This is a genomic window from Candidatus Fukatsuia symbiotica, assembly GCF_003122425.1.
In the GTDB taxonomy this organism is placed as follows: Bacteria; Pseudomonadota; Gammaproteobacteria; order Enterobacterales; family Enterobacteriaceae; genus Fukatsuia; species Fukatsuia symbiotica.
This window is the reverse complement of the sequence record NZ_CP021659.1, coordinates 1136839-1158403: the sequence shown is the minus strand read 5'-3', so window position 1 is coordinate 1158403 and position 21565 is coordinate 1136839. Positions and strand designations below refer to the sequence as shown.

The 21565-nt window shown below is 45.1% G+C and carries 24 protein-coding genes; 20 read left to right on the top strand and 4 right to left on the bottom strand.

From position 1 onward, the window contains the following. Positions 1–8: 8 nt before the first annotated feature. The 3 genes from CCS41_RS05625 to CCS41_RS05615 all read right to left on the bottom strand — a co-directional run bounded on the left by CCS41_RS05625 (position 9) and on the right by CCS41_RS05615 (position 1505). Positions 9–713, bottom strand: a complete 705-nt coding sequence (locus CCS41_RS05625; RefSeq protein ID WP_119797324.1) for a phage antirepressor KilAC domain-containing protein — start codon at positions 711–713, stop codon at positions 9–11. A gap of 2 nt (positions 714–715) precedes the next feature. Continuing rightward, positions 716–1210, bottom strand: coding sequence for a YmfL family putative regulatory protein (locus CCS41_RS05620; protein ID WP_240313856.1), 495 nt, complete (start codon positions 1208–1210; stop codon positions 716–718). Positions 1211–1277: 67 nt separating this feature from the next. Continuing rightward, positions 1278–1505: a transcriptional regulator gene (locus tag CCS41_RS05615; protein ID WP_119797323.1), complete on the bottom strand. Its 228-nt coding sequence runs from the start codon at positions 1503–1505 to the stop codon at positions 1278–1280. A 113-nt stretch (positions 1506–1618) separates the two neighbouring features. Between CCS41_RS05615 and CCS41_RS05610 the strand changes: the two genes are divergently transcribed. The 19 genes from CCS41_RS05610 to hldE all read left to right on the top strand — a co-directional run bounded on the left by CCS41_RS05610 (position 1619) and on the right by hldE (position 18607). After that, entirely contained in the window at positions 1619–2305 is a 687-nt protein-coding gene (locus CCS41_RS05610; RefSeq protein WP_162860000.1) for an XRE family transcriptional regulator, read from the top strand. 551 nt (positions 2306–2856) lie between these two features. Next, positions 2857–3180 carry a transcriptional antitermination N peptide gene (locus CCS41_RS05605; protein ID WP_119797321.1) on the top strand — a complete coding sequence of 108 codons (324 nt, stop codon included), beginning with the start codon at positions 2857–2859 and terminating at the stop codon, positions 3178–3180. Between the two features lie 36 nt (positions 3181–3216). After that, positions 3217–3351, top strand: coding sequence for a hypothetical protein (locus CCS41_RS17110; protein ID WP_275887683.1), 135 nt, complete (start codon positions 3217–3219; stop codon positions 3349–3351). 124 nt (positions 3352–3475) lie between these two features. Then, complete coding sequence (locus CCS41_RS05600; protein WP_119797320.1) at positions 3476–3811, top strand: hypothetical protein; 336 nt, start codon at positions 3476–3478, stop codon at positions 3809–3811. 21 nt (positions 3812–3832) lie between these two features. Then, complete coding sequence (locus tag CCS41_RS05595; RefSeq protein WP_119797319.1) at positions 3833–4516, top strand: DEAD/DEAH box helicase family protein; 684 nt, start codon at positions 3833–3835, stop codon at positions 4514–4516. Continuing rightward, complete coding sequence (locus CCS41_RS05590; RefSeq protein WP_205411495.1) at positions 4513–5154, top strand: DUF669 domain-containing protein; 642 nt, start codon at positions 4513–4515, stop codon at positions 5152–5154. The genes CCS41_RS05595 and CCS41_RS05590 overlap by 4 nt, the downstream gene beginning before the upstream one ends. Positions 5155–5716: 562 nt before the next feature. Further along, entirely contained in the window at positions 5717–6436 is a 720-nt protein-coding gene (locus CCS41_RS05585; RefSeq protein WP_119797318.1) for a reverse transcriptase domain-containing protein, read from the top strand. A 306-nt stretch (positions 6437–6742) separates the two neighbouring features. Further along, a complete protein-coding gene (locus CCS41_RS05575) occupies positions 6743–8422 on the top strand; it encodes a recombinase family protein (RefSeq protein ID WP_119797219.1) in 1680 nt (559 codons plus the stop codon). Then, positions 8370–8993, top strand: a complete 624-nt coding sequence (locus CCS41_RS05570; protein ID WP_205411494.1) for a group II intron maturase-specific domain-containing protein — start codon at positions 8370–8372, stop codon at positions 8991–8993. The genes CCS41_RS05575 and CCS41_RS05570 overlap by 53 nt, the downstream gene beginning before the upstream one ends. 213 nt (positions 8994–9206) lie before the next feature. Continuing rightward, positions 9207–9827: a lambda exonuclease family protein gene (locus CCS41_RS05565; protein WP_119797730.1), complete on the top strand. Its 621-nt coding sequence runs from the start codon at positions 9207–9209 to the stop codon at positions 9825–9827. Between the two features lie 141 nt (positions 9828–9968). Continuing rightward, a complete protein-coding gene (locus CCS41_RS05560; RefSeq protein ID WP_240313855.1) occupies positions 9969–11123 on the top strand; it encodes an SIR2 family protein in 1155 nt (384 codons plus the stop codon). Positions 11124–11616: 493 nt separating this feature from the next. After that, positions 11617–12585 carry an Rpn family recombination-promoting nuclease/putative transposase gene (locus CCS41_RS05555; RefSeq protein WP_119797316.1) on the top strand — a complete coding sequence of 323 codons (969 nt, stop codon included), beginning with the start codon at positions 11617–11619 and terminating at the stop codon, positions 12583–12585. Between the two features lie 366 nt (positions 12586–12951). Next, a complete protein-coding gene (locus CCS41_RS05550) occupies positions 12952–13716 on the top strand; it encodes a Rha family transcriptional regulator (RefSeq protein ID WP_119797160.1) in 765 nt (254 codons plus the stop codon). 168 nt (positions 13717–13884) lie between these two features. Beyond that, the gene (locus CCS41_RS05545) at positions 13885–14151 is read left to right on the top strand and encodes a transcriptional regulator (protein WP_119797178.1); all 267 of its coding nucleotides are present in this window, start codon (positions 13885–13887) and stop codon (positions 14149–14151) included. Between the two features lie 136 nt (positions 14152–14287). Next, complete coding sequence (locus CCS41_RS05540; RefSeq protein ID WP_240313829.1) at positions 14288–14989, top strand: helix-turn-helix transcriptional regulator; 702 nt, start codon at positions 14288–14290, stop codon at positions 14987–14989. A 257-nt stretch (positions 14990–15246) separates the two neighbouring features. Next, entirely contained in the window at positions 15247–15444 is a 198-nt protein-coding gene (locus tag CCS41_RS05535; RefSeq protein WP_119797179.1) for a hypothetical protein, read from the top strand. Between the two features lie 286 nt (positions 15445–15730). Next, positions 15731–15961, top strand: coding sequence for an excisionase (locus CCS41_RS05530; protein WP_072550645.1), 231 nt, complete (start codon positions 15731–15733; stop codon positions 15959–15961). Continuing rightward, positions 15936–17000 carry a site-specific integrase gene (locus tag CCS41_RS05525; RefSeq protein WP_072550644.1) on the top strand — a complete coding sequence of 355 codons (1065 nt, stop codon included), beginning with the start codon at positions 15936–15938 and terminating at the stop codon, positions 16998–17000. The genes CCS41_RS05530 and CCS41_RS05525 overlap by 26 nt, the downstream gene beginning before the upstream one ends. A gap of 170 nt (positions 17001–17170) precedes the next feature. Then, complete coding sequence (gene hldE, locus CCS41_RS05520; protein WP_072550643.1) at positions 17171–18607, top strand: bifunctional D-glycero-beta-D-manno-heptose-7-phosphate kinase/D-glycero-beta-D-manno-heptose 1-phosphate adenylyltransferase HldE; 1437 nt, start codon at positions 17171–17173, stop codon at positions 18605–18607. Between the two features lie 175 nt (positions 18608–18782). Here hldE and yjgA read toward each other — a convergent pair whose 3' ends face one another. Next, complete coding sequence (gene yjgA / locus CCS41_RS05515; protein WP_072550642.1) at positions 18783–19328, bottom strand: ribosome biogenesis factor YjgA; 546 nt, start codon at positions 19326–19328, stop codon at positions 18783–18785. 146 nt (positions 19329–19474) lie between these two features. Between yjgA and pmbA the strand changes: the two genes are divergently transcribed. Next, positions 19475–20815: a metalloprotease PmbA gene (gene pmbA, locus CCS41_RS05510; protein WP_072550641.1), complete on the top strand. Its 1341-nt coding sequence runs from the start codon at positions 19475–19477 to the stop codon at positions 20813–20815. Positions 20816–21565: the final 750 nt, after the last annotated feature.

The following is a 21565-nucleotide window of genomic DNA, read 5'->3' as shown; positions in this document are numbered from 1 at the left end:
TCTATTCCCTATGCCGCGTTTGTGATCGTTTTCAATAAGCCTGCTTCACATAGCTTTTTTGTTAGCCACGCTTGGCCCTTGCCGGTCAGTAGCGGGGTGAAGGTGATTTTCATCCCGTGCTCCGTCTCGATGGGCGTTTCTCTGAAGGTGAAATAGTCCCGCTCCAGGTACTCCTGTCGAGGCACATTTCTGCGAGAAGGAATACCCATTAGCACGTGATTTTTGCGTAACCAAACAAACAATTTGTTGGGACGAAGGCCCATCAGCTTGGCAAAATTGCCCACCAGAATGCCACTGGCTTCGCTCACACGGTCGGCGAAATCTATCTTAGGGGCAGCCCGTGCTAACGGGTTTTCTAGCCGTTGGCGTCGCTCAACCTCTTGCGTTAATGTTTTCAAGGCTGATAAATAATCGACCGGTAAAAACGAGTAGGCCGCTTTCTCTTCCAGTTGCTGCCAACGATCGACTACGCGGGCGGTAAATTCAGGGGAGAGTTGGGCGACCACCACATAGCTATCACGTTTACCTACCCTGTATTCAAAAACGTATTGGTCTGATTGATTTTTAACCTCCTCCATTGGAGGAAGTCTGATAATCCCCTTTTCAACCAAGCGCTCAATGGCTCTTTTCACATTGTCGTGACGAGACTCCACTAAATCGGCTATCTCTCGACTCCCCATGCTGGGGTTGACTGCGTTTGATAATGGGTTCATCATCACTCCGTGTGTTTGTGTAGGGCGACTGCCTGGTCCGCAGTCGCGGTGTTTTTACTTACTGTAAACCTGCAGCGTGGCGCGAACTTCACCGTCTCGTGTTGCGATGTGTTTACGGTGAGCATCCAGAATTTTCTGTTGGGCTTGTTCATTAATCCCCCGTGCTCCCTAATCGCATCAAGAATTAACTGGTCGACAGCACTGCGTTTGACTGCTGTGTTCAGGCTCATGTGGTGCAGTTCCACGGTGTCCACCTCCGCAGAAGGTGCAGGTACGACGATGGCATTCGATCGTGCAGCAAAATATTCCGCAACCCAGGTTGACTCACTCAGTGTTTGCAGTGCTACCAATTCATCGACGCTGAAAAATCGAGCACCTTTGTTCTCATACAAGTGATTGTTAAATTTAGATTCAGACATCCCTAAATACGCCGTAGCAACGGCGCGTCCGCCTGTCACTCGCTCACACATCCGGTTAATTAATGCGCGTTTGTCCATAATTTATCCTATTCCTTATTGGGTTATACTTTTGTTTGCGTTATGAGAGCATGGCGTCACGATGAGATCAGGCCGCTTCGTCTGGATGTGGAAAAAGGTCGGGCAAATCCGGGCGAATTTGGTAAGCCTGAATGACACCCTGAGTGGCCTCTACCAAAGGTTTAACATTTTTAGGGGCCACTTTTGACTTACCATACAACCACTTCTGTACCGCAGATTGAGTCACACCACAGGCTTTAGCGAGTCTCGTTTGAGTCCCTACAAGGGTAATTGCGGTTTTAATTACTATGTTCATATGAATCACCTTTATTGTTTTCAATGACTAATATAATACCCTGGTTATACAAAAGCAACCTCTTTAGTTGTTTGACGGTTAATGACTGAAGTTGTATTTTTAATGGTATGAAAATGACGTTTGCACAACGAGTTAAACATGCGATGAATGTGGAAGGGTTAACCCAAGCCTCTCTCGCCGTGAAGGCGGGTCTTTCACAAGCCGCCATCCAAAAAATTACATCAGGAAAGAGCCAGCGCTCGAGAAAGCTGCTGGATATTTCGCGTGTGCTTAGAGTTCGCCCTGAATGGTTAGGCGACGGTGTGGAGCCTATGAAGGATAAATGGGTTCAAGAAGGAATAAGGTTTGAAAGGATACACATTGATGACCCAACGAGTCCAGTTAGCGAAAATGAGTATGAATTTCCTCTTTATGGTCGCATGGAGCGGCTGCTGATCCCCAGAGATAAGGGACGAGAGGATATGCTAAAAATGATTCGATTACCTATGGACATCGCTGTAAAAACTAAAACCACCCTGACTAATTCCGTCGCTATACTGGCACCTGATTCAAGTATGTGTCCTACCATTCAAGAAGGCGCAATTGTTGCTGTTGACGAGAGCATCACGGAGATCAAGAACGGCAAAATATATGCCGTATCTGTCGGTGGTCTCTGCATGTTGAGGATACTCTATGCTTTACCCAATAATATGGTGAAGATGCGCAGCCTAAATCAAAATGAATATCCAGATGATACGGTGTTGCTTAGTGACGTTAAAATCTTGGGAAAAGTTTTTTACACTGCCAGCATAATTGATTAATCAGAGGATACCCTGCCTATTTGTGCAGGGTTTTTCATTGGCAGTCTATCAAACATTCACACACTCCGTCGCTAAACCTTTAACACATTGTCGATCGGTTCTTTTCCACTGACGATCTATGAATTCACCCCGACCTTTCCTCGATAGATACTCTTCATTCTACACTTTTATACCTGATTACTCGGTATGATCAGTTATAGCTCAATATTTTTAAAATAAAAAACTACTTTAAAAACAACTATATATTACTTTAATCACTCAAATTAACACTTTGGTGATTGACATTTATATAACCAGGGTATTAAATACTGTATATCAACACGGCAAACACTAACGCGAAGCAGGCAAGGAAAGCCCATGAAGTAGCCGTCCGAGGCGTATGAAAATCGGAATGATTCGCGAAATAGAATACCCGCTTTACCCCGCTCAAGCGGATGCTCTTTAACAATTTGGGATTTGGTAGCACTGACAAAGTGCACCCTGGCGTTTACCCGTTGGTTTCTGAATAGGTTGTGTCACCAGCTTATCCAGAAATCAATCGGAGGTAAGTTATGGCAACGATTATTTACCCGCCATCGAAACGCAAGGCAACGTATGGCGGTAATGCCAAATACCGCAGACATCAACGCCGTAAAGCACAGGCTATCTCTCGCGAAGCGATCGAAAACAGCCTTGGTCGGAGAGTGGGCCATCACGCAAAAATAGCGCGTGCTCAACCTCGCTCAGAGGTAGATCGGGCGATTGCTCTAGCGACGGCCTTTCCTTTACGTAAAAAGCCACAGGACAGCCTGTACAACCGGCTAATGCCAAGAGCCTGGTTATTTTCGGTTCGAGGAACACGCTGGACAAACAAGGTTATCACCGCTTCTGCTTAGCAGGGGCGTTATTGAATTAACCCACAAAGGTGAACCATGAACGATTTTTTAAGCGAACACCGTATCACCCTATGGCCTCACAGCACGCCTGCGGAAAAACCCAAACGCAATCAATTCATTGACCTTTTTATCTGGCTAAAAAAAACACTCAACCAACGAGGTGAACCATGATTTTTACTATCCAAGATAACGCATTAATCATCATGATCAACGGTGTGAAGCGAGTTTTCCTTAACAGCGAGCGGGGCTATGCACGTATGTCTCAAGCGTATTGTAAAAGCAGAGGGCGACTGGCATGACACCCGAGACGCTTATTGAAGCACGAAAAATAATGAACACGTTCAGTGATCAAGATTGGCACAACATTAATGAACAGGCGGAAGAGTGGGATAAATATTTCACCTTTGACCACATCGCCCAGCTCTTTAAAAAATTGCCCCATTTTGATAGTGAGGCCTTGACACTCGCCTTGGATGAGACCGAACCCGATGACATCGATAAGGCATTTTTCAGCATTTTTATCTCAAAAGCGAAGTGGATGTTAGCCAAAGAACGGCTCTACCAAGGTGATGAATACAATGAGGTCTATTATGGATACTGCACAAACGACCCTCACGGCGGGTCAGACTGAACAACAACCAAGGAAAAAACCATGGGCACTGCCACATTAATACTGGGGGAATCGGGTACCGGCAAATCCGCCAGTTTGCGCAACCTCAATCCCAAAGCATGCTTACTTATTCAACCTATTAATAAACCCCTGCCTTTTCGTTCTTCAGGGTGGCTGCCCTGGGATAAAAAAAATCCCGACACCGCGCTCTATGTTGTCGACATTTGGCACACCATTATGACCGCGATTGGGAAGGCGCACGCTTACGGCAAAAAAATCGTGATTATCGATGACTTTCAATATGTCATGGCACATGAATTTATGCGCCGGGCGGATGAGAAGTCCTATGATAAATTTACCGAAATTGGCGGACACGCCTGGAATATTATCTACAGTGCGATCCACAATACCCCGCCTGAGCTGCGTATTTACTTTTTATCGCACACCGAAGAAACCGCATCAGGCAAAACCAAGATTAAAACCATTGGCAAAATGCTGGATGAAAAAATCACCCTAGAAGGCATGTTTACCCTGGTGTTACGGACCTGCGTGAAAGACGGCAGGTACGTGTTTACCACACAAAATGACGGCGCAGACACGGTTAAATCCCCGATGGGGATGTTCGACAGGCATGAAATTGATAACGACCTCGCCGGGGTGGATGCCACAGTTTGCCACTATTACCACCTTGATACGGGTCACAACACAGAAGGACATGCAGCATGAATGAGGTCATCTTTACGTATCATCAAGAAGCGGCGCTCGCCGCCGGCCAAAGCGGGTTTATCAGTGAGTCAGGCGCGTATATTGTCACTCTCACTGAAGCGAAATACATGACCAGTCCCAGTGGGACCAAATCGATTGAATTTTCTGTCGAAACGGAGGATGGACGCAAAGCCCACTACCTGAACCTGTATTATGAAAAGAAAGACAGCACGCCCAACCCCTACGGCGTCAACCTGATCAACGCCATGATGGGCTGTACCGGCATTAAGCAGCTCACCCGTGTCGTGAAAGACATCAACGCCCCTCTGGCTCCCGAATTAATCGGTAAGAAAATTGGACTTGTGTTGCAAAAAACACTGAAGACCAAAAGCGATGGCAAGGAAACCTACAGCTTGGATATCCAGTTGCCTTTTTTCGCCCAAACCCGTCAGACATTACAAGAGAAAATGGCAGGCAAACCCGCCACCACCCTGAATAAAATCGTGGCTAACCTGAAGGATAAAGATGAACGCCAACCGAGGGCAAATCTGTCTCCGTCGTCACCCGGTAAGCCGTTATACATGCCCTCTTCACTGCCACAAAGCAACCTGACGCCGTCTACCGATTTTAATGACGACGGGGATGACATCCCGTTTTGAGCGGTTCGCTAAGCTGCTCAGTTTCTTGCAGGTGCGAGTCCTGCTGCAATAATTGGTTAGTTTGATTGCGTAGCTATGGCGTACATGTGGAAGGCGACTGAAACATGGAAGCAACGCCGGATAAACGTTGCCCCTGACCCAGTCCGTGGGCGCGCGCAAGCACACAGCCCGTAACGAAAGTGAACCTGAACAAGCCTCGTAAATGTCAGCCACACGGCAATGCTGGGAGAGTGTGGTGTAGGGTGGTTCCGCCGAGCCTTTGGAATGGGGGCGAAGGTCATCGAGTTCTAGTGGATTAACTAACCACTTGAAGCTAGAACGGGAACTCGGGGTATTGAGGATGGGATGTGCGCATAGAACTGAGCGGAACGAACGAGACCTCTACCCGTCGTGGTTTAACCCACCGCGTAATTGAAGATATAAGGTAACCGCCGAAGTTCGAATAGACGCGGGATAGAGGAGTCGGAGGAGGCCATAGTACTGTTGATGATGAGGACAACATAACCTCGTCGGAGAGAAGGGCCTCTGCTTCTGTCATGCTATTTTTTGTAGGAGGCATTACGTGATTGCGAAAGCTGAAAACACGTCGCTAGAAAGAGTGCGAGTACTGCAACGAAAGTTATACCTAGCAGCCAAGACGAATCCAACACGGAAATTCGGCATGCTGTATGACAAGGTGTGTCAGATCGATGTGTTATGGATGGCCTACAAGCAAGTCCGAGCCAACAAAGGTGCCCCAGGCATCGACCAGCAGACTTTTGAAGTCATTGAAAAGGAAGTTGGAGTTGGGTCATTCTTGGCTGAAATCCAAACAAAACTCATGGAAAAGAGGTACACGCCTCTGCCGGTCAAACGGGTGTACATCCCCAAGGCTGACGGAACGCAAAGACCTCTAGGCATTCCCGTTATCGCAGATCGTGTTGTTCAGGCAGCGGTGAAAATTGTTATCGAACCTCTTTTTGAGGCTACCTTCAAGGATTGCTCGTATGGCTTCCGGCCTCGGAAGAATGCACAACAAGCATTGCGGGAAATCTACAAGTGGCTGAATTTCAAGTGCCACTGGGTGGTAGATGCGGATTTGAAGTCGTACTTTGACACAATTCCGCACGATAAATTACTGCTGTCCGTTCGAACCAGAGTCATTGATCGCTCGGTTGTAAAGCTGATCGAGATGTGGCTTAAAGCTGGAGCGATGGAAGAGATGAAAATCCGGAAGGAGACGACCGGTACGCCGCAAGGGGGAGTGATTACTCCGCAAACAATAGTGCAAACTTTCGCGTAAGCTGGGGCCTGCGTTTTCACCGGCGCTGCCTCAAGTCTGGTCATCCGGATGGGAGCATCACTGAGTTTTCCCTCGTTATTGAGACTGATAACGGCACACGGAGTGACCCTCAGCAATGAAACCGAAGCCATTTTCACAACACGTACGTATCACTTTCGAGCCCAGCCGGTTTTCTGACGACCAGCTGACGGATGTTTATGAACAGCTGACTCCCGTTAACCACCACGTGCTTACCCCTCACGACCAGGCCCGGGCCAAACCTCACCGGGCTCCTGCCCGCTCAACCGCTAGACGGAGCAAAATGTTATGAACAAGGCACTGGTCGCACTCTACGCCCGCGTTTCTTCCGGGCAACAGGTAAAAAATGGCACCATCGGCAGTCAGCTTGCAGCAATCAAGGACCGCATCCGTGAGGACGGCCACGTGTTGCCTGACGCCATGCTCTTTATCGATGATGGTGTCAGCGGTGCTACACTTATCCGCCCGCAACTAGAGCGCCTGAGGGACTACGCGGCGGCAGGCGATATTGAATGCCTGTACATCCTGTCGCCCGACAGGCTAGACCGTAAATACGCCTATCAGGCTCTGCTGATGGAAGAGTTCAGCGCCTGCGGCGTGGAGGTTATCTTTATCTGTCACACCCCCGGCGACACGCCGGAAGACATGATGCTTCTGCAGATGCAGGGGATGTTTGCTGAATATGAGCGGGCAAAGATTATGGAGCGCAACCGGCGTGGTAAGCTTCACGGTGCACGCTGTGGTAATGTCGGTGTCCTTTCCGGTGCACCTTACGGTTATCGGTATATCCGCAGGCAGCCGGACGGGACACCCGCACAGTATATTGTCAACCTTCATGAAGCCTCCGTGGTCAGGAAGATATTTAGTTGGGCTGGCATAGAGCGCCTGAGTCTAGGCGGTGTGGTCAGACGTCTGGCTGAGAAAGGCATAGAAAGCGCCACCGGCAAACCCGGCTGGGACCGCAGTACGGTATGGGGCATGTTAAAGAACCCCGCTTACAAAGGACTTGCTGTGTTCGGAAAAACGAAAAACTGCGCCCCCCGTCCCCGGGTGAGAGCAGCGCGCAACAGTGCAGATATCCTCAAGAACGGTTATTCAGTAATACGAAGTAAGCCGGATGACGGCATCGGGATCCCTGTGCCTGCCATCATCAACAGCGCTCTTTTCTTGACGGTCAACGAACAGCTGGAAGAAAACCGCCGACATGCACGACAGGGGCGCCGGGGAGCCGCTTATCTCTTACAGGGGCTGACTGTGTGCGGCCACTGTCGCTATGCGTATTATGGCAAAAAAGTCAGTAAATCTGCGGCAAAAGGGGGGGCGCAGTATTCTTATTACCACTGTACTGGGACGGATGCTTACCGCTTTGGGGGCATTCGGGTGTGTGACAATAAACAGGTCAGGACATCCATGCTGGATGAAACGGTCTGGGCACAGGTCATTGCGCTGCTGTCTGAGCCGGAACGGCTGAAAAAAGAATATGAGCAGCGTCTAACGCAGGCGTCAGAGCACAGTGGACAGACCGCAGATGCTGAGCGTCTGAAAAAGCAAGAAAATCAGCTAAACGTGGGGCGGTCCCGATTGATTGATAGTTTTGCCGAAGGGCTGATTGGCAAAACAGACTTTGAACCACGGATCAGAGTGATGACGCTCAGGCTGGCGGAACTTGCGCGCCAGAGAGTGAAGGTGAAACAGGCCACAGAGAACCAGCATGAGTTGCTGCTACTGGTTAACCGGGTGGAGGATTTTGCTGCTGCGGTCACGGAACGCCTGAGTACGGACGATTTTCTGATGAAGCGAGAAATTCTGCGTGCGCTGGTGAAACGGATAGAAATTTATCGTGATGAAATTGTGGTGGTTTTTCGGGTGAATCCCGGGAATGATACCAGCCTGGAAGCAGGATCAGACAAAACATATGGCAGAAGTTTGCCAGATTGTTTGCGGAGTAATTTCTCCCTTGCTCGCTAATCTCTACCTGCACTGGCTTGATTCGACGTGGGAGAAAAAGGCGTTCGGTAAACGTCCGCATGATGCTCATATCGTGCGATATGCCGACGATTTTGTGATTTTGTGCAGCAAGCGCCCGGAGTTTTATCTGGATCAGGCCAAGAAAGTCTTAGACCGACTTGGGTTGACGCTTAATGCCAAGAAAACGCGGATAGTTAATGCCATGAAAGAGCCGTTTGACTTTCTAGGTCACAGGTTCGCAGTTCAACCATCGAAAGTGACGGGCGAGTTGAAGACCTTTTACTATCCGACTCCCAAGGCTATGAAGTCTGTTAAGCAGAAAATCCGTGATGTTGTCCGAAAAGGGCAGCACTGGGATTGGCCCACATTGGTGAAAGAAAAGGTAAACCCGATTCTTCGCGGATGGGGGAATTACTTCAAGACAGGTAATTCAAGGAAGCATTTCTTGAGCATAGCGAATTACACGATATGGACACTCTGCATCATGTTGCGGAAGAAGCACAAGAAACGGGGTAAGGGGTGGAGGGGACCACCCGCCGTCCTGGTTCTACGATTACCACGGGCTGTTTAAGCTGTACAGCCTGTCCGTAACCGGAGATGAAGGGAGTCGGTATGCCCACCTGTGCCGTCGTAACGCTGTGGAAAGAAGACAGTCGGAAAGCCGTGTGCGGGAAAACTGCAAGCACGGTTTGACGAGAGGTCGCTGGGGAGATGATGTCAAACCAGAGACCTACTCTACGAGCGGTTCTCCGTTTTGATGACAAGACAATTTATCGAGGTAAAAATGGAACAACGAACAGAAGCCTGGTTTGCTGCAAGAAGCGGCAAAGTGACGGCCAGCAAATTGGCAGAGGTGATGGCAAAAGTCAAAACCGGCGATGCCGCAACGCGAAAAAAATACAGGGCCGAGCTGATTTGCCAACGCCTGACGGGGAAACGGGAAGACACCTTTGTCACGCTCGATATGAAGCACGGGACGGCACTGGAACCCGTCGCCCGTGAGGCTTACATCTTGCGTGAATTTGCAGTAGAGGTCACGGAGGTCGGTCTCGTCGACCACCCCACTATTGAGGGGTTTGCGGCCAGTCCCGACGGATTGGTTAATGAGGATGGCCTGATCGAGATTAAATGCCCCAAAACCTGGACGCATCTGAAAACGATAAGAACAGGTGAACCAGAAAAAAAATACCGCCTGCAAATGCACGCACAAATGCTGTGTACGGGGCGTCGATGGTGTGACTTTGTCAGTTATGACAATCGACTACCTGACACATTAGCCTACTTCAAAAAGCGCATTCACTTTGATGAAGCGCTGGGCAAGGAAATTGAAACCGAAGTGCGAAAATTTCTGCAGGAACTTGAACGTGAAATCGAACAGATTAAAACCTATGGGCGGGTAGCATGAAGAGGGTGTCTTCATCCCTCTGATCCTATGTTTCCAAAGAGGTCATCATATTGTCTGAAAGGTCATTAAACGACAACCCAAATAGGTGTTTAGCGAAAATTTCGCTAATAAATATTCCCTCTGTCAACGCTAAAAATCGACATGAATATTCAAGAATTTATCAGTCATTATAAAAACCACCCCGTTCTGTTTATAGGTACCGGCTTTAGCTTACGTTACCTTAAAAATGCCTATAGCTGGGATGGGCTATTATCAAAGATTTCCTTGGAGTTAACCGACAATGCTGAATTCTATTATGATCTCAAAGCGTCCTGTATGCTATCTGGTGTTTGTCACTTTGATCGCCTGGCGACAAAATTAGAAAAAGAATTTAATCAACGTTTATCTAAAGAGAGAGACGGTAAATTTAAAGAGATTAATACTGTTTTTTATGAAAACATGAAAAAAAATATTAAATTAAGTCGATTTAAAATATACATTTCATCCCTATTCTCTCAATTGAAGATAAGAGAAGAGCGGCAGGAAGAAATCAGTGACCTGATTAAAGCAAGGAAAAATATGGGTTCTGTTATAACAACCCACTACGATGGATTGATAGAGAAGTTTTTTAATTTTACCCCATTAATAGGAAATGACATATTACTCAGTAATCCCTACGGGTCAGTTTACAAAATTCACGGGTGTGCCCAAGACCCTTGCAATATCATCATAACGCATGAAGACTATGCCCATTTTAATAATAAATACGAATTAATCAGGTCTCACCTGCTTTCTTTATTTATCCATAATCCCATAGTATTTATAGGTTATAGCATAAGCGACCAAAATATTAAATACTTACTTAAAACGGTGTTTTCCTATGTGAATGTGAACACTGAATTAGCGAAGAGAATTCGTGATAATTTTTTATTGATTGAATATCAGAAAGGGACCGACTCGATAGACATCACTGAACATGACATAGAAATAGAAGGTATGGCAACGATACGGATCAATAAAATCAAAACGGATAACTATAAAGCAATTTATGACGCCCTGTCTCGTCTTGTTCTTCCTGTCTCAGCAAGGGATATCAGGAAAGTACAAAAAGTGTGGAACACAATAATAAGCGGCGGAGAAATTAAGGTAAAAATAACGGAAAACATCGACGATCTAAAAAATGAGGAGAGGGTTATTGCTGTTGGTTCAGAAAAAACCCTCTCCTATGAATTTCAAACGAAATCTGAGATGAGGCAAAATTATTTCAGTATCATTGATGAGGCGAAGGGTAAAATGGTAGAGTCATTGAATAAATAAAAAATGCAATCTAACCCGTTTTTTTCTGTTTTTGCATTTAGCGCTATTTGTTCTTTTCTGGATAATGTTGACTGTTTAAAAGCACAACAACTTAAAAAAGTCAATGAACATTTTCAACGTATAGAGCAAATCTGTAAAAATAGCCCTACCTCCCTTACGCGCCATTTTATGTGATAACGCTATCTCTGACGCTAGAAAAGAAAATTGTATCATTTATAGCGTATATCGTGACCAGATCCCACTCAACGAAGTGAGAGAACATTTATTATCCTAAAAAAAATGAGACGCCTTACCGTAGATTACTGTGTCTTTATGATTATAAGATATCAAGTCAAATCCAAAGCGCCCGTTGAGCATTAAAACCCTATGGAAAAGTGGCATGAAGATAACGCCACTGAAAAAAGTGATCGTCTACCGGATGAAATACGCGTAGAGTTGCCTGTCGATAATATCGACGCCACATTGTAGAGAATAATCACAGGGAGATTGCGCCGTGCCTCAGGTACCGAACCCACATGATGCAACATTTAGGAAGTGCATGAGCAATGTTAACGTTGCCCGTGATTTCCTACAGTTCCACTTACCGCCTGAAATCAAGGAGCAATGCGATTTTTCTACGTTGAAGATCGAACCGGGTTCATTCATTGAGCCGAATTTGAGACAACATTATTCTGACATTGTTTATTCACTCAAAACGAAGGAGGGTAAGCGTTGCTACATTCATTGTCTCATCGAACATCAAAGCACGCCAAAAAAATTAATGGCTTTCCGCTTGTTCCGCTACAGTATTCCCATCATGCAACAGCATCTTGACCAAGGCCATGACGAGTTGCCGGTGGTAATACCGATCCTCTTTTATCATGGAGAAACAAGCCCTTATCCCTACAGTATGGATTGGCTGGATTGTTTTGCTGACAGAGACTTAGCACAAAGAGTCTATTCTCAGCCTTTTCCTTTGGTGGATGTGACCACGATACCCGATGAAGAAATCTTGACTCACCGCAGTGTTGCTCTTCTTGAATTAGTACAAAAGCACATTTATGCGCGTGATATCATAGTGATAAGTCAGTCTATTGCACATTTACTGAATACGGGTTATACAGAGAGTGAACTGGTTAAGACATTAATGTATTATATTGCTCAGAGAGGAAAAACAGCGGATACACCGCAATTTTTCAAAACGATTGTGGAGCACGCACCGACTTACAGTGAGGACATCATGACGATTGCACAAGACTTGAGAAGAGAGGGCCGTGAGGAAGGCATGCAACAGGGCATGCAACAGGGCATGCAACAGGGCATGCAACAGGGCATGCAACAGGGCATGCAACAGGGACGTCAGGAAAGAAACACAGAAATTGCCAAAGCGCTTCTTAAGAATGGTGTGGATAGGGCTTTGGTTAAAACATCTACTGGACTTTCTGACCAAGATATTGAAGATATTGAAGTATTGCTACATTAAGGTGTCTTAACACCTGCTATACCCGGACGGGCTGAATGATGATTCAGCCTCGGGGAATATTTCGTTAAAGGTGTTAAATACCTTTAACTAGCGAATGCCGCATACGCAAGTAGTGCGGTTTTTTTTACGCCCATAGCGTGTAATGGGTCAGATAGTGAGCAATTATACACCTTCAATAAAACTAAATTCACCTTTAGCCTACCATCTTTGTGACTGTTTCAAAGATGGGATGGTATTCGCCAATTTTGTTAATAGAAGCCTCAACGCCCAGCTCTCCACTGGCACAACACCAAGACGTAATTAATCTTCCACTCCTGTAACGTACAGGGGTTTTATGAATCGCAATTCATTTGTGAGAATTTCTGCATGTCAAATGTCATCACTATCTATCAACAGGTAAAAATGTCTAGCCGTGAAATTGCTCGACTAACAGGCAAACAGCATAAAGACGTACTTTATGACTGTAGAAAAATGTTTGAAGTGCTCACTATTCAATCGGCGGACTTTTCCGCCGATTACAAAGACGCCAGTGGTCGCACCTATCAGGAATATTTGCTTGACCAAGATTTAACCATGACATTGGTCATGGGTTACAGTATTCCACTTCGCCATAAAGTCGCCACACGCTGGCGGGAGCTGGAAGAGAAAGCAACACGGCCTGTCTGCATATTACCTAATTTCGAAGACCCCCCTGTTGCGGCTATGGCATGGGCAGAGCAGTTTCGCGAAAAAACCAGGTTAGCCTTAGTGAACAAAGAACAGGAAGCGGAATTACACGAGTTGAAAAACCTGTTTAAGGAAGGAATAACGACCACTCAATTTTGCAAAATGCTCAACGGTATTAATACACAACAGATTAATCACTGTTTGGCAGAAAGAAATTGGCTCTATAACGAAAGTAAATCCCATACCCGCTGGCGTGCAACCTCTTATGCGCGTGACCGATATTTGACGGAACATCAACATAAAATCAGCATTCATAGCGGTGATGACTTTATCAAGTACCAACCCGTTTTACTGCGCAAAGGGGCAATCCGATTATTTGACCTCTACCGCAAAAATAAGCTGCCGATGAAAACCCATTGGGACGGGCAATTCACCCACGCCAAAGAACTCAACATTGCGTCATAAATCATAAACCAACGGAGTCATACACCATGAAAACATAAATAGTCACAACAAGTTGCAAATAGCGACGGTGACGCAATCACCGTTTATATCACTTAACCTTAGCGCTAACAGAGATGGTTCTCAGCCACCCCTGTCAGCTAACCACCATAACCTCTCACGGAGGCTACAATGGCTCACCTCGATATTACCCAATTTCCTGAATTACGGGAAGTGTTTCCTGAGTTAACGACTGTTCAATTTGAAACGGCGATGCTTTTCGCGTTAGGCGTATCACAAAAAGACATCGCTTTATTACGCTCGGTATCCTATCCCGCAGTGAAACAGACGTTGGCAAGTGCAAAACTCAAATTTGAACTGTATTCTCTGCATGGTCTGTTTACCGTATTTCATGTCCGCCTTGCGCTTTTTGCTTTGAAGGGATGTAGAAAGCGATAGCGTTTAGCATGATAAAAATAGAAAAGATAGTCTCTCTTGTGGAGACTATCCCATTTTATTTTTCTAATTAGACTTTCGCACTGACTAAGTAATTTACCCTCTCCTAAATGGGCGTCATTCACAATGAAGGGACTGAATGGAGTTAGGACAGATGATGAAAAAAATAGCAAAGGTATCACGCTCATTACCTCTGACAGCTATGATGGAAAACAGTCAAGATGTTTGGGGAATAAAAGACTGTGACTCACGCTTTATTTATACGAATCGTGCTTTTCTTGATTTTTTAAATGTGCCACACGGATTTTATGTAATAGGACGACGTGATGATGAACTTCCTACGTGTATTGCAGAATTTGCTTTAATAATTCAAAAACTGGAAAGAGAGGTTATAAAAAGCGGACAGAAAATTACCCTCATTAAAACGCATTTCTTTGGTCGTGAGCAGAAACTGCAACCTTATTTATACGAAACCTTTCCGTTGCATAATAAAAGAAATAAATGCATCGGCACCGTTTTTTATGGCAGAAAATTGGCTATTATTTCACTGCCTCACTACGTGGGCAAGCTGACGGCCACGCTATTATTTGAACCTCCCTCGACTCTCTTCACACAATCTGAATTGAGGATAATCTTTTATTTATTACGCACGATGAGTGCCAAGGAAATAGGTAAAAAATTGGCACGTTCTCATCGCACAATAGAAAATAGAATTCGTATTCTATACCAAAAAGCGAAAGTGCATTCATTGCTGGACTTTAAACATTTTTGTCATCAAACCGGCTTTGACCGCACTGTTCCCCACGCGTTTATACGCCCCGGGATACAGTTTATTGAGTAGGAGGTTTTCTTATGAGCAACAGACAGAGCAGAGCGAGAAAACGAGCGTTAAAAGATAAGGTCTTGGAAGCTAAGCGAAATGAAAAAAAATTGGTTTACTCGATTAAGAAGTTGGTTTAAAAAGAGAAAAAAGCCTACACATCGATTGCCATAAAACCATTTTATTGCTTCTTCGAAAAATAATGCGTTTAGCGAAGGGCTTCGTCTTATCAATACAAGTGGAGTACTTACATATTATCTCTAAAAAAAGGAAGCGTTATGTTACAAGACGTGATGAAAGAACCGTCAGAGATGATTTATATTGGCGCGATACTCCACCAAGCACTTGAAACCTTTGCCGCGTCTGTCAGCGCTCATTGTGGATACAGTATAACTGCAGCTCATTTTGCTCAATACCTTATCGACCATTATGGTGAAATAGCCAAAGACACGATTATTGCCACATTGAAAAATTGAAAATGGATTTTATTACAGAATAAATAAAATAGCCTTCTTCATCAAGGCTATTTTTATTGGATAAATTTTATATGATTGCCTCATTATTCGACCTATAAAGAGAAGACCCTATTTTAATACTACCCCCTCATAACAATGAAAGACGCTATTATTTATTGATATTGATTATTCCTCTCATTATTTTTTATTCTTGAAATAAAGTTATTCACATGACCCTCTATGATTCTTCTGTCTAAAACACGGACGAGGTCATGACGTTTTTAACGTTGATAAGGAAAGCACTGCGATGGAAATCAGCCTCAAGCAATGGAATCAAAATCAGCCTCGCCCACGTTGCATGGAACAAGTACGTCGATGGGTCCGCTCTGGTGCCATCCAACCGCCACCACGGCTCGATGGCAGAGAATACCTTGTTAACGCTAATGCCGTGAAGATCGACCCCACAACCCCCGCCAGTTACGCCGGAAAGCGCTTAATGGAGAGACTGTATCATGGCACGCAAAAGAAAGCCGGCTAACCGAGACCTGCCCCCCAATCTGTATGTCCGCAATAACGGCTACTATTGCTACCGAGACCCCCGCACAGGTAAGGAATACGGCCTAGGGAGCGTGAAACGTATCGCAATCAACGAAGCGATTGCCATGAATATGCAGATTTTTGACCAACGCTACAATTTGGTAGACAGAATTAACGAGGTGAATACGCTGTCGGTGACAGAATGGATAGCCAGATTTAAAGAAAAATTGCATCAACGTGGCCTTCGTTCTAAAACACTCACAGACTACCAATCAAGATTAACGGCCATCACCCAGGCTTTTCCTGATAGTACATTGAACACCCTTACCACCAAAGACATTGCTAAATTTTTAAAGAGTTACAGCGAACAAGGCAAAACCGCCAGTGCAAAATTAATTCGCAGCTTGTTGATCGATATGTTTAATGAAGCCATTGCAGAAGGGCATTTGGCAACCAATCCGGCTACAGCGACGAAGAAGCCTCGCGTACAGATACAGCGAGAACGTTTATCACTGGAAGAGTTTCTTGTGATAAGAGAAGCGGCAAACAAACGGCAGCCGTTGATAGGTTTAAGCATGGATTTGGCCTTACTGACAGGTCAGCGGGTGGGGGATATCCAACGGATGAAATGGCAAGATGTTCATGATGGGAAATGGTGGGTAGAGCAACAGAAGACAGGGATGAAATTGGCGATACCTTTAACCTTGAATCTGGAGGTGATTGACAAGAACCTTGAAGGTGTTCTCGCGGATTGTCGGCAACAAATAAGGGGTGAAAATTATGTCTTTGCGGGAAGGAATAAAACCCGCTTCAGTCAGAGATCGCTATCGACAGGTTTTGCCGATTCAAGAGAGAAATCAGGCTTGAAATGGCAGGGCACACCGCCTTCATTTCACGAGATTAGAAGTTTATCCGCGCGGCTGCACAGTGAAGCCAGAGGTAACGATTTTGCACAAAAATTACTGGGACACAAATCTTCTGCCATGACGGATAAATACCGTGATAGCCGAGGAAGTGAGTGGGACGAAATTCGATACTAATTATTACCTTTTGGGCTACCAAGTAAGGTGTTAGGATGCGAGCCGCATCTATGTATTTTGACCTAATTTCGATCGATTGTGACTTTTTGTTTTTAATTTATTGATTTATATGATAAATAAAATACTCGCACTATGAGGAGTTAAGTGATGTTGGTTTTAGGAGTCAAAAGGTGAAAATTACCCTACCTCATTTTGGTCGTGGCAATGTATTGGTGGTTGGTGATCTGATGTTAGATCGCTATTGGTATGGATCGACGAATCGCATTTCACCAGAAGCACCAGTACCTATTGTAAAAGTAGATACAAATAGCATTGAAGAGCGTCCGGGTGGCGCTGCTAACGTGGCAGTGAATATTGCCGCCCTTGGTGCTTTTTCTCGTGTGATCGGTTTGACAGGCACTGATAAGGCGGCAAAGGTGCTAAGGAGTAAATTAAAAGATGCTAATGTGAAATGTAATTTTGTTGAGCTACCGACTCATCCTACCAATACTAAACTGCGGGTGCTTTCACGTCATCAACAGCTGATTCGTCTGGATTTTGAAGAGGGTTTCAGCGATGTTGATTCGCAATCATTGTTTACGATTATTCAGCAAGGGTTGTCTGATGCTCAGGTACTGGTGTTATCCGACTACGCCAAGGGAGCATTGAATGATGTCCAGCGTATGATCCAACTGGCACGAGAAAAAAATATTCCTGTGTTGATTGATCCGAAAGGGAGTGATTTTGAAAGCTATCGCGGTGCGACCCTACTGACGCCGAATTTATCCGAATTTGAAGCTGTCGTCGGTCATTGTAAAGATGAAAATGAAATTGTCATTCGTGGCATGGAATTGATAAAAAATTTCGCATTTTCCGCTTTGTTAGTAACGCGATCTGAGCAAGGAATGACGTTGTTACAGGTGGGCAAACAACCGTTACATTTCCCTGCTCAGGCGCAAGATGTGTTTGATGTAACGGGTGCTGGCGATACAGTGATTGGTGTTCTGGCCGCCGCCTTGGCAGCAGGTGACTCTCTAGAAGAGTCCTGCTTTTTGGCAAATGCTGCGGCAGGTGTGGTCGTGGGCAAATTGGGAACATCGACAGTCTCACCCATTGAGTTGGAAAACGCTATCCGAGGTCGAGCTAAAACCGGCTTCGGTGTGGTCAGTGAGCAACAGCTAAAAGATGCTATTAAACAGGCACACCGTGGCGGTGAAAAAATTGTAATGACAAACGGATGTTTCGATATTCTTCACGCTGGGCACGTTTCTTATTTGGCTAATGCACGTAAATTAGGTGATCGCTTGATTGTGGCAGTCAACAGTGATGCCTCGACACAACGTCTCAAAGGTCCTACTCGTCCGGTGAATCCCTTGGGGCAACGTATGATAGTACTTGCGGCGTTGGAAGCCGTTGATTGGGTGGTGTCTTTTGAAGAAGATACGCCACAGCGATTGATTAGTGGTATTTTGCCGGATCTACTGGTGAAAGGTGGGGATTACCAAGCACACGAAATTGCCGGTAGCGAAGAAGTACGGAAGGCTGGCGGTGAAGTTAAAATATTGAATTTTGAAGAGGGCATTTCGACCAGTAATATTATCACAATGATAAAAGATTCAGACAATTAGTACAAAAATTCTTCACCAATAGACTTCTTGCAAAACCTACTACGTGGTCTAAATTCTACGTTACGCGGCGTTCGCAATATACTACGGTGGCTGCGCGCCGGGCGCCTTGACATAACGAACAACGGTTTTGCAAGAAGTCTAACACATGTAGAAAATTCAATCAGTGAGCGTTTTGCTACGGAGTTTCACCCGCGAGTCCACGTAAATACTGGAAAATTTGACGTAAGGCTTGTGCTGGCTTACCCGTCGCTTTTTCTTTCTGTGCGTTACGAACCAAACTACGTAATTGCTGACGATCGGCATGTGGATAAAGTGCTAATACGGCAAGGATGGCATCATCACCTTCTGTAATCAGGCGGTCGCGCAGTGCCTCTAATTTATGGAACAGAAAAGTTTGTTGGTCGTGACGATTTTTTAGTTTGTCTAATGCTGTTTGAATGGGTTCAATGTCGCGGCGGCGTAATATTTTACCAATAAGCTGGATTTGGCGACGGCGCCCTTCTTTTTTGATTTTTTGCGCCAGTTGAATGGCGGCGAGCAGATCTTCATCCAACGGAATACGCTCCAGCGCATTTTTCCCCAGATCAACTAACTCACTACCAAGATCTTTCAACATTTCTGCATCGCGTTTTATTTCACTTTTACTTACCCAGATAATTTCATCGTCATCATTTTGATCTTCTGTTACTTTGTCGAGCCAATTTTCGGGCTGCTGGTTCATGGTCGAACTCCTTAAAAAGAGGTCGATCCTATCAGCTTCTGCTCTTTGTGAGAAATTGTATGTGGATCCTGTTAAACTTGGGCAGCTGTTTACTATGATTGTGAACAGAAATTTTTCGCAAACAGTCTATTAACTATGGCAAATCGATGAAAGTAGTCACTCAAGTTGTAGAACAACGTAAAATTCTGGAACAAGCTGTTGCACAGGCATTAGAATTGGCCAGCCCTTCTTGCGATGCTGCTGAAGTTGCGATCACCAAAACGACCGGTATCAGTGTCAGTACTCGCTTCGCTGAAGTGGAAAATGTGGAATTCAATAGCGATGGTGCGTTAGGAATTACTGTTTATCATAAACAGCGTAAAGGTAGTGCATCTTCAACAGATTTAAATCCTGATGCCATTGCTCGTACAGTGAACGCCGCTCTGGATATCGCCCGCTATACTTCAGTCGATCCATATTCGGGGATAGCAGATAAATCTCTGCTAACATTTGATGCACCGGAACTGGATCTTTTTCATCCAGGTGATTTGGAGGCTGTTCATGGCATTGAACTGGCGGCTAGAGCAGAACGGGCTGCATTAGAGGCTGATAAGCGTATCACGAATACTGAAGGAGGCAATTTTAATAGCCATTATAGTGTTAGGGTCTTTGGTAACACTCATGGCATGTTACAAAGTTATTGCTCCAGCCGCCATTCACTTTCCAGCAGCGTGATTGCCGTACATGAAGGGAAAATGGAACGTGATTACGCTTATAGCGTCAGCCGTCGAATGGAAGATTTACAAACTCCTGAATGGATAGGTAAGGAATGCGCTCGCCGTACGTTATCGCGTTTGGCTCCCCGTAAATTATTGACTATGCAGGCACCTGTATTATTTGCCGCAGAAGTGGCAACGGGTTTATTGGGGCATTTGGTTGCTGCTATCAGTGGTGGCAGTATTTACCGTAAATCGACTTTTTTGCTTGATCATCTGGGTAAACAAATTTTACCCGAATGGTTGACGATAACAGAACATCCGCATTTACTATGTGGCTTGGCGTCTACTCCTTTTGATAGTGAAGGCGTGCGTACTGTTAAACGAGAGATAGTTAAAAACGGAGTGCTGGAAACCTATCTACTGAGCAGCTATTCAGCACGTAAACTGAAACTACAAAGCACGGGTCACGCCGGCGGGATCCATAATTGGTGTATTGCGGGTCAAGGGCAGGATTTTACCGGTATGCTGAAACAGCTAGATAAAGGTTTACTGGTAACAGCACTGATGGGTGATGGTGTCAGTAATGTCACCGGTGATTACTCGCGTGGTGCTGCCGGGTTTTGGGTTGAAAAGGGTGAAATTCAGTATCCGGTCAGTGAAATCACCATTGCGGGTAATCTGAAAGATATGTTACGCAATATTGTCAGTGTCGGCAGTGATATTGAAACCCGTAGTAACATCCAATGTGGTTCTGTGTTGTTACCCGTAATGAAGATCGCGGGTGAATAATGAGAAGACAAGCGTAGAGTAATCGGGTGCTCAGATTTTGCATTTTGCATAAAATGGGCGTAGAGTGCGCGGAAAGTTGGGGTTTTATTATTGCCTCCTTCCCTTGGTACCCTGATTGATTGCCGGAGTATTCTGCGTTTGTCTTTACGTAAATTCCCTCCATTCTTAGACCGCCATTAGAACCATTGCAATGTCATCAGTATAGGGCCATTCTCCGTTATATTCTGGTCAAATAACTTTGCTCAAGGATCCTGTTCGCCGTTTCCCGCTTCGAACCCATTAAACATTTAGTTAGATATTCTCTAACCTCCTTATTCTTTTAAAATTTTTGCTTTTTTAGTATCCCGATCTATTAAACCGCAATTTACAGGTTTTTCTCTTTTTTTTAACCCACTTCAATTTTTTAAAATCTATTCAAAAAAATATAATCCATGCCCATGGTGAGCAAAAAATATTCATCTTAGCAACAATAATCAAAAATGGTAAACAGCATGACCAATTCAGAACTCGCAAAAAAAATAGACGCCTTTCTCACACAAAATCTCGTCATATTAACCAAACCTGGTGAAGAGGAGCTAGCTACAGTCCTAATAGAATATGTCGCTAGTAACAAAAAGTACTCTTTACAGGAAGAAAGAGTACTTTCCGAAAGGCCGAATACACCAATGACAGAATATTTACTCCGAAGCCAACAGCTTTCACCAAAATCCGAAATGGAAGCGCTAACCAGCATACTTTACCGGATGGGGA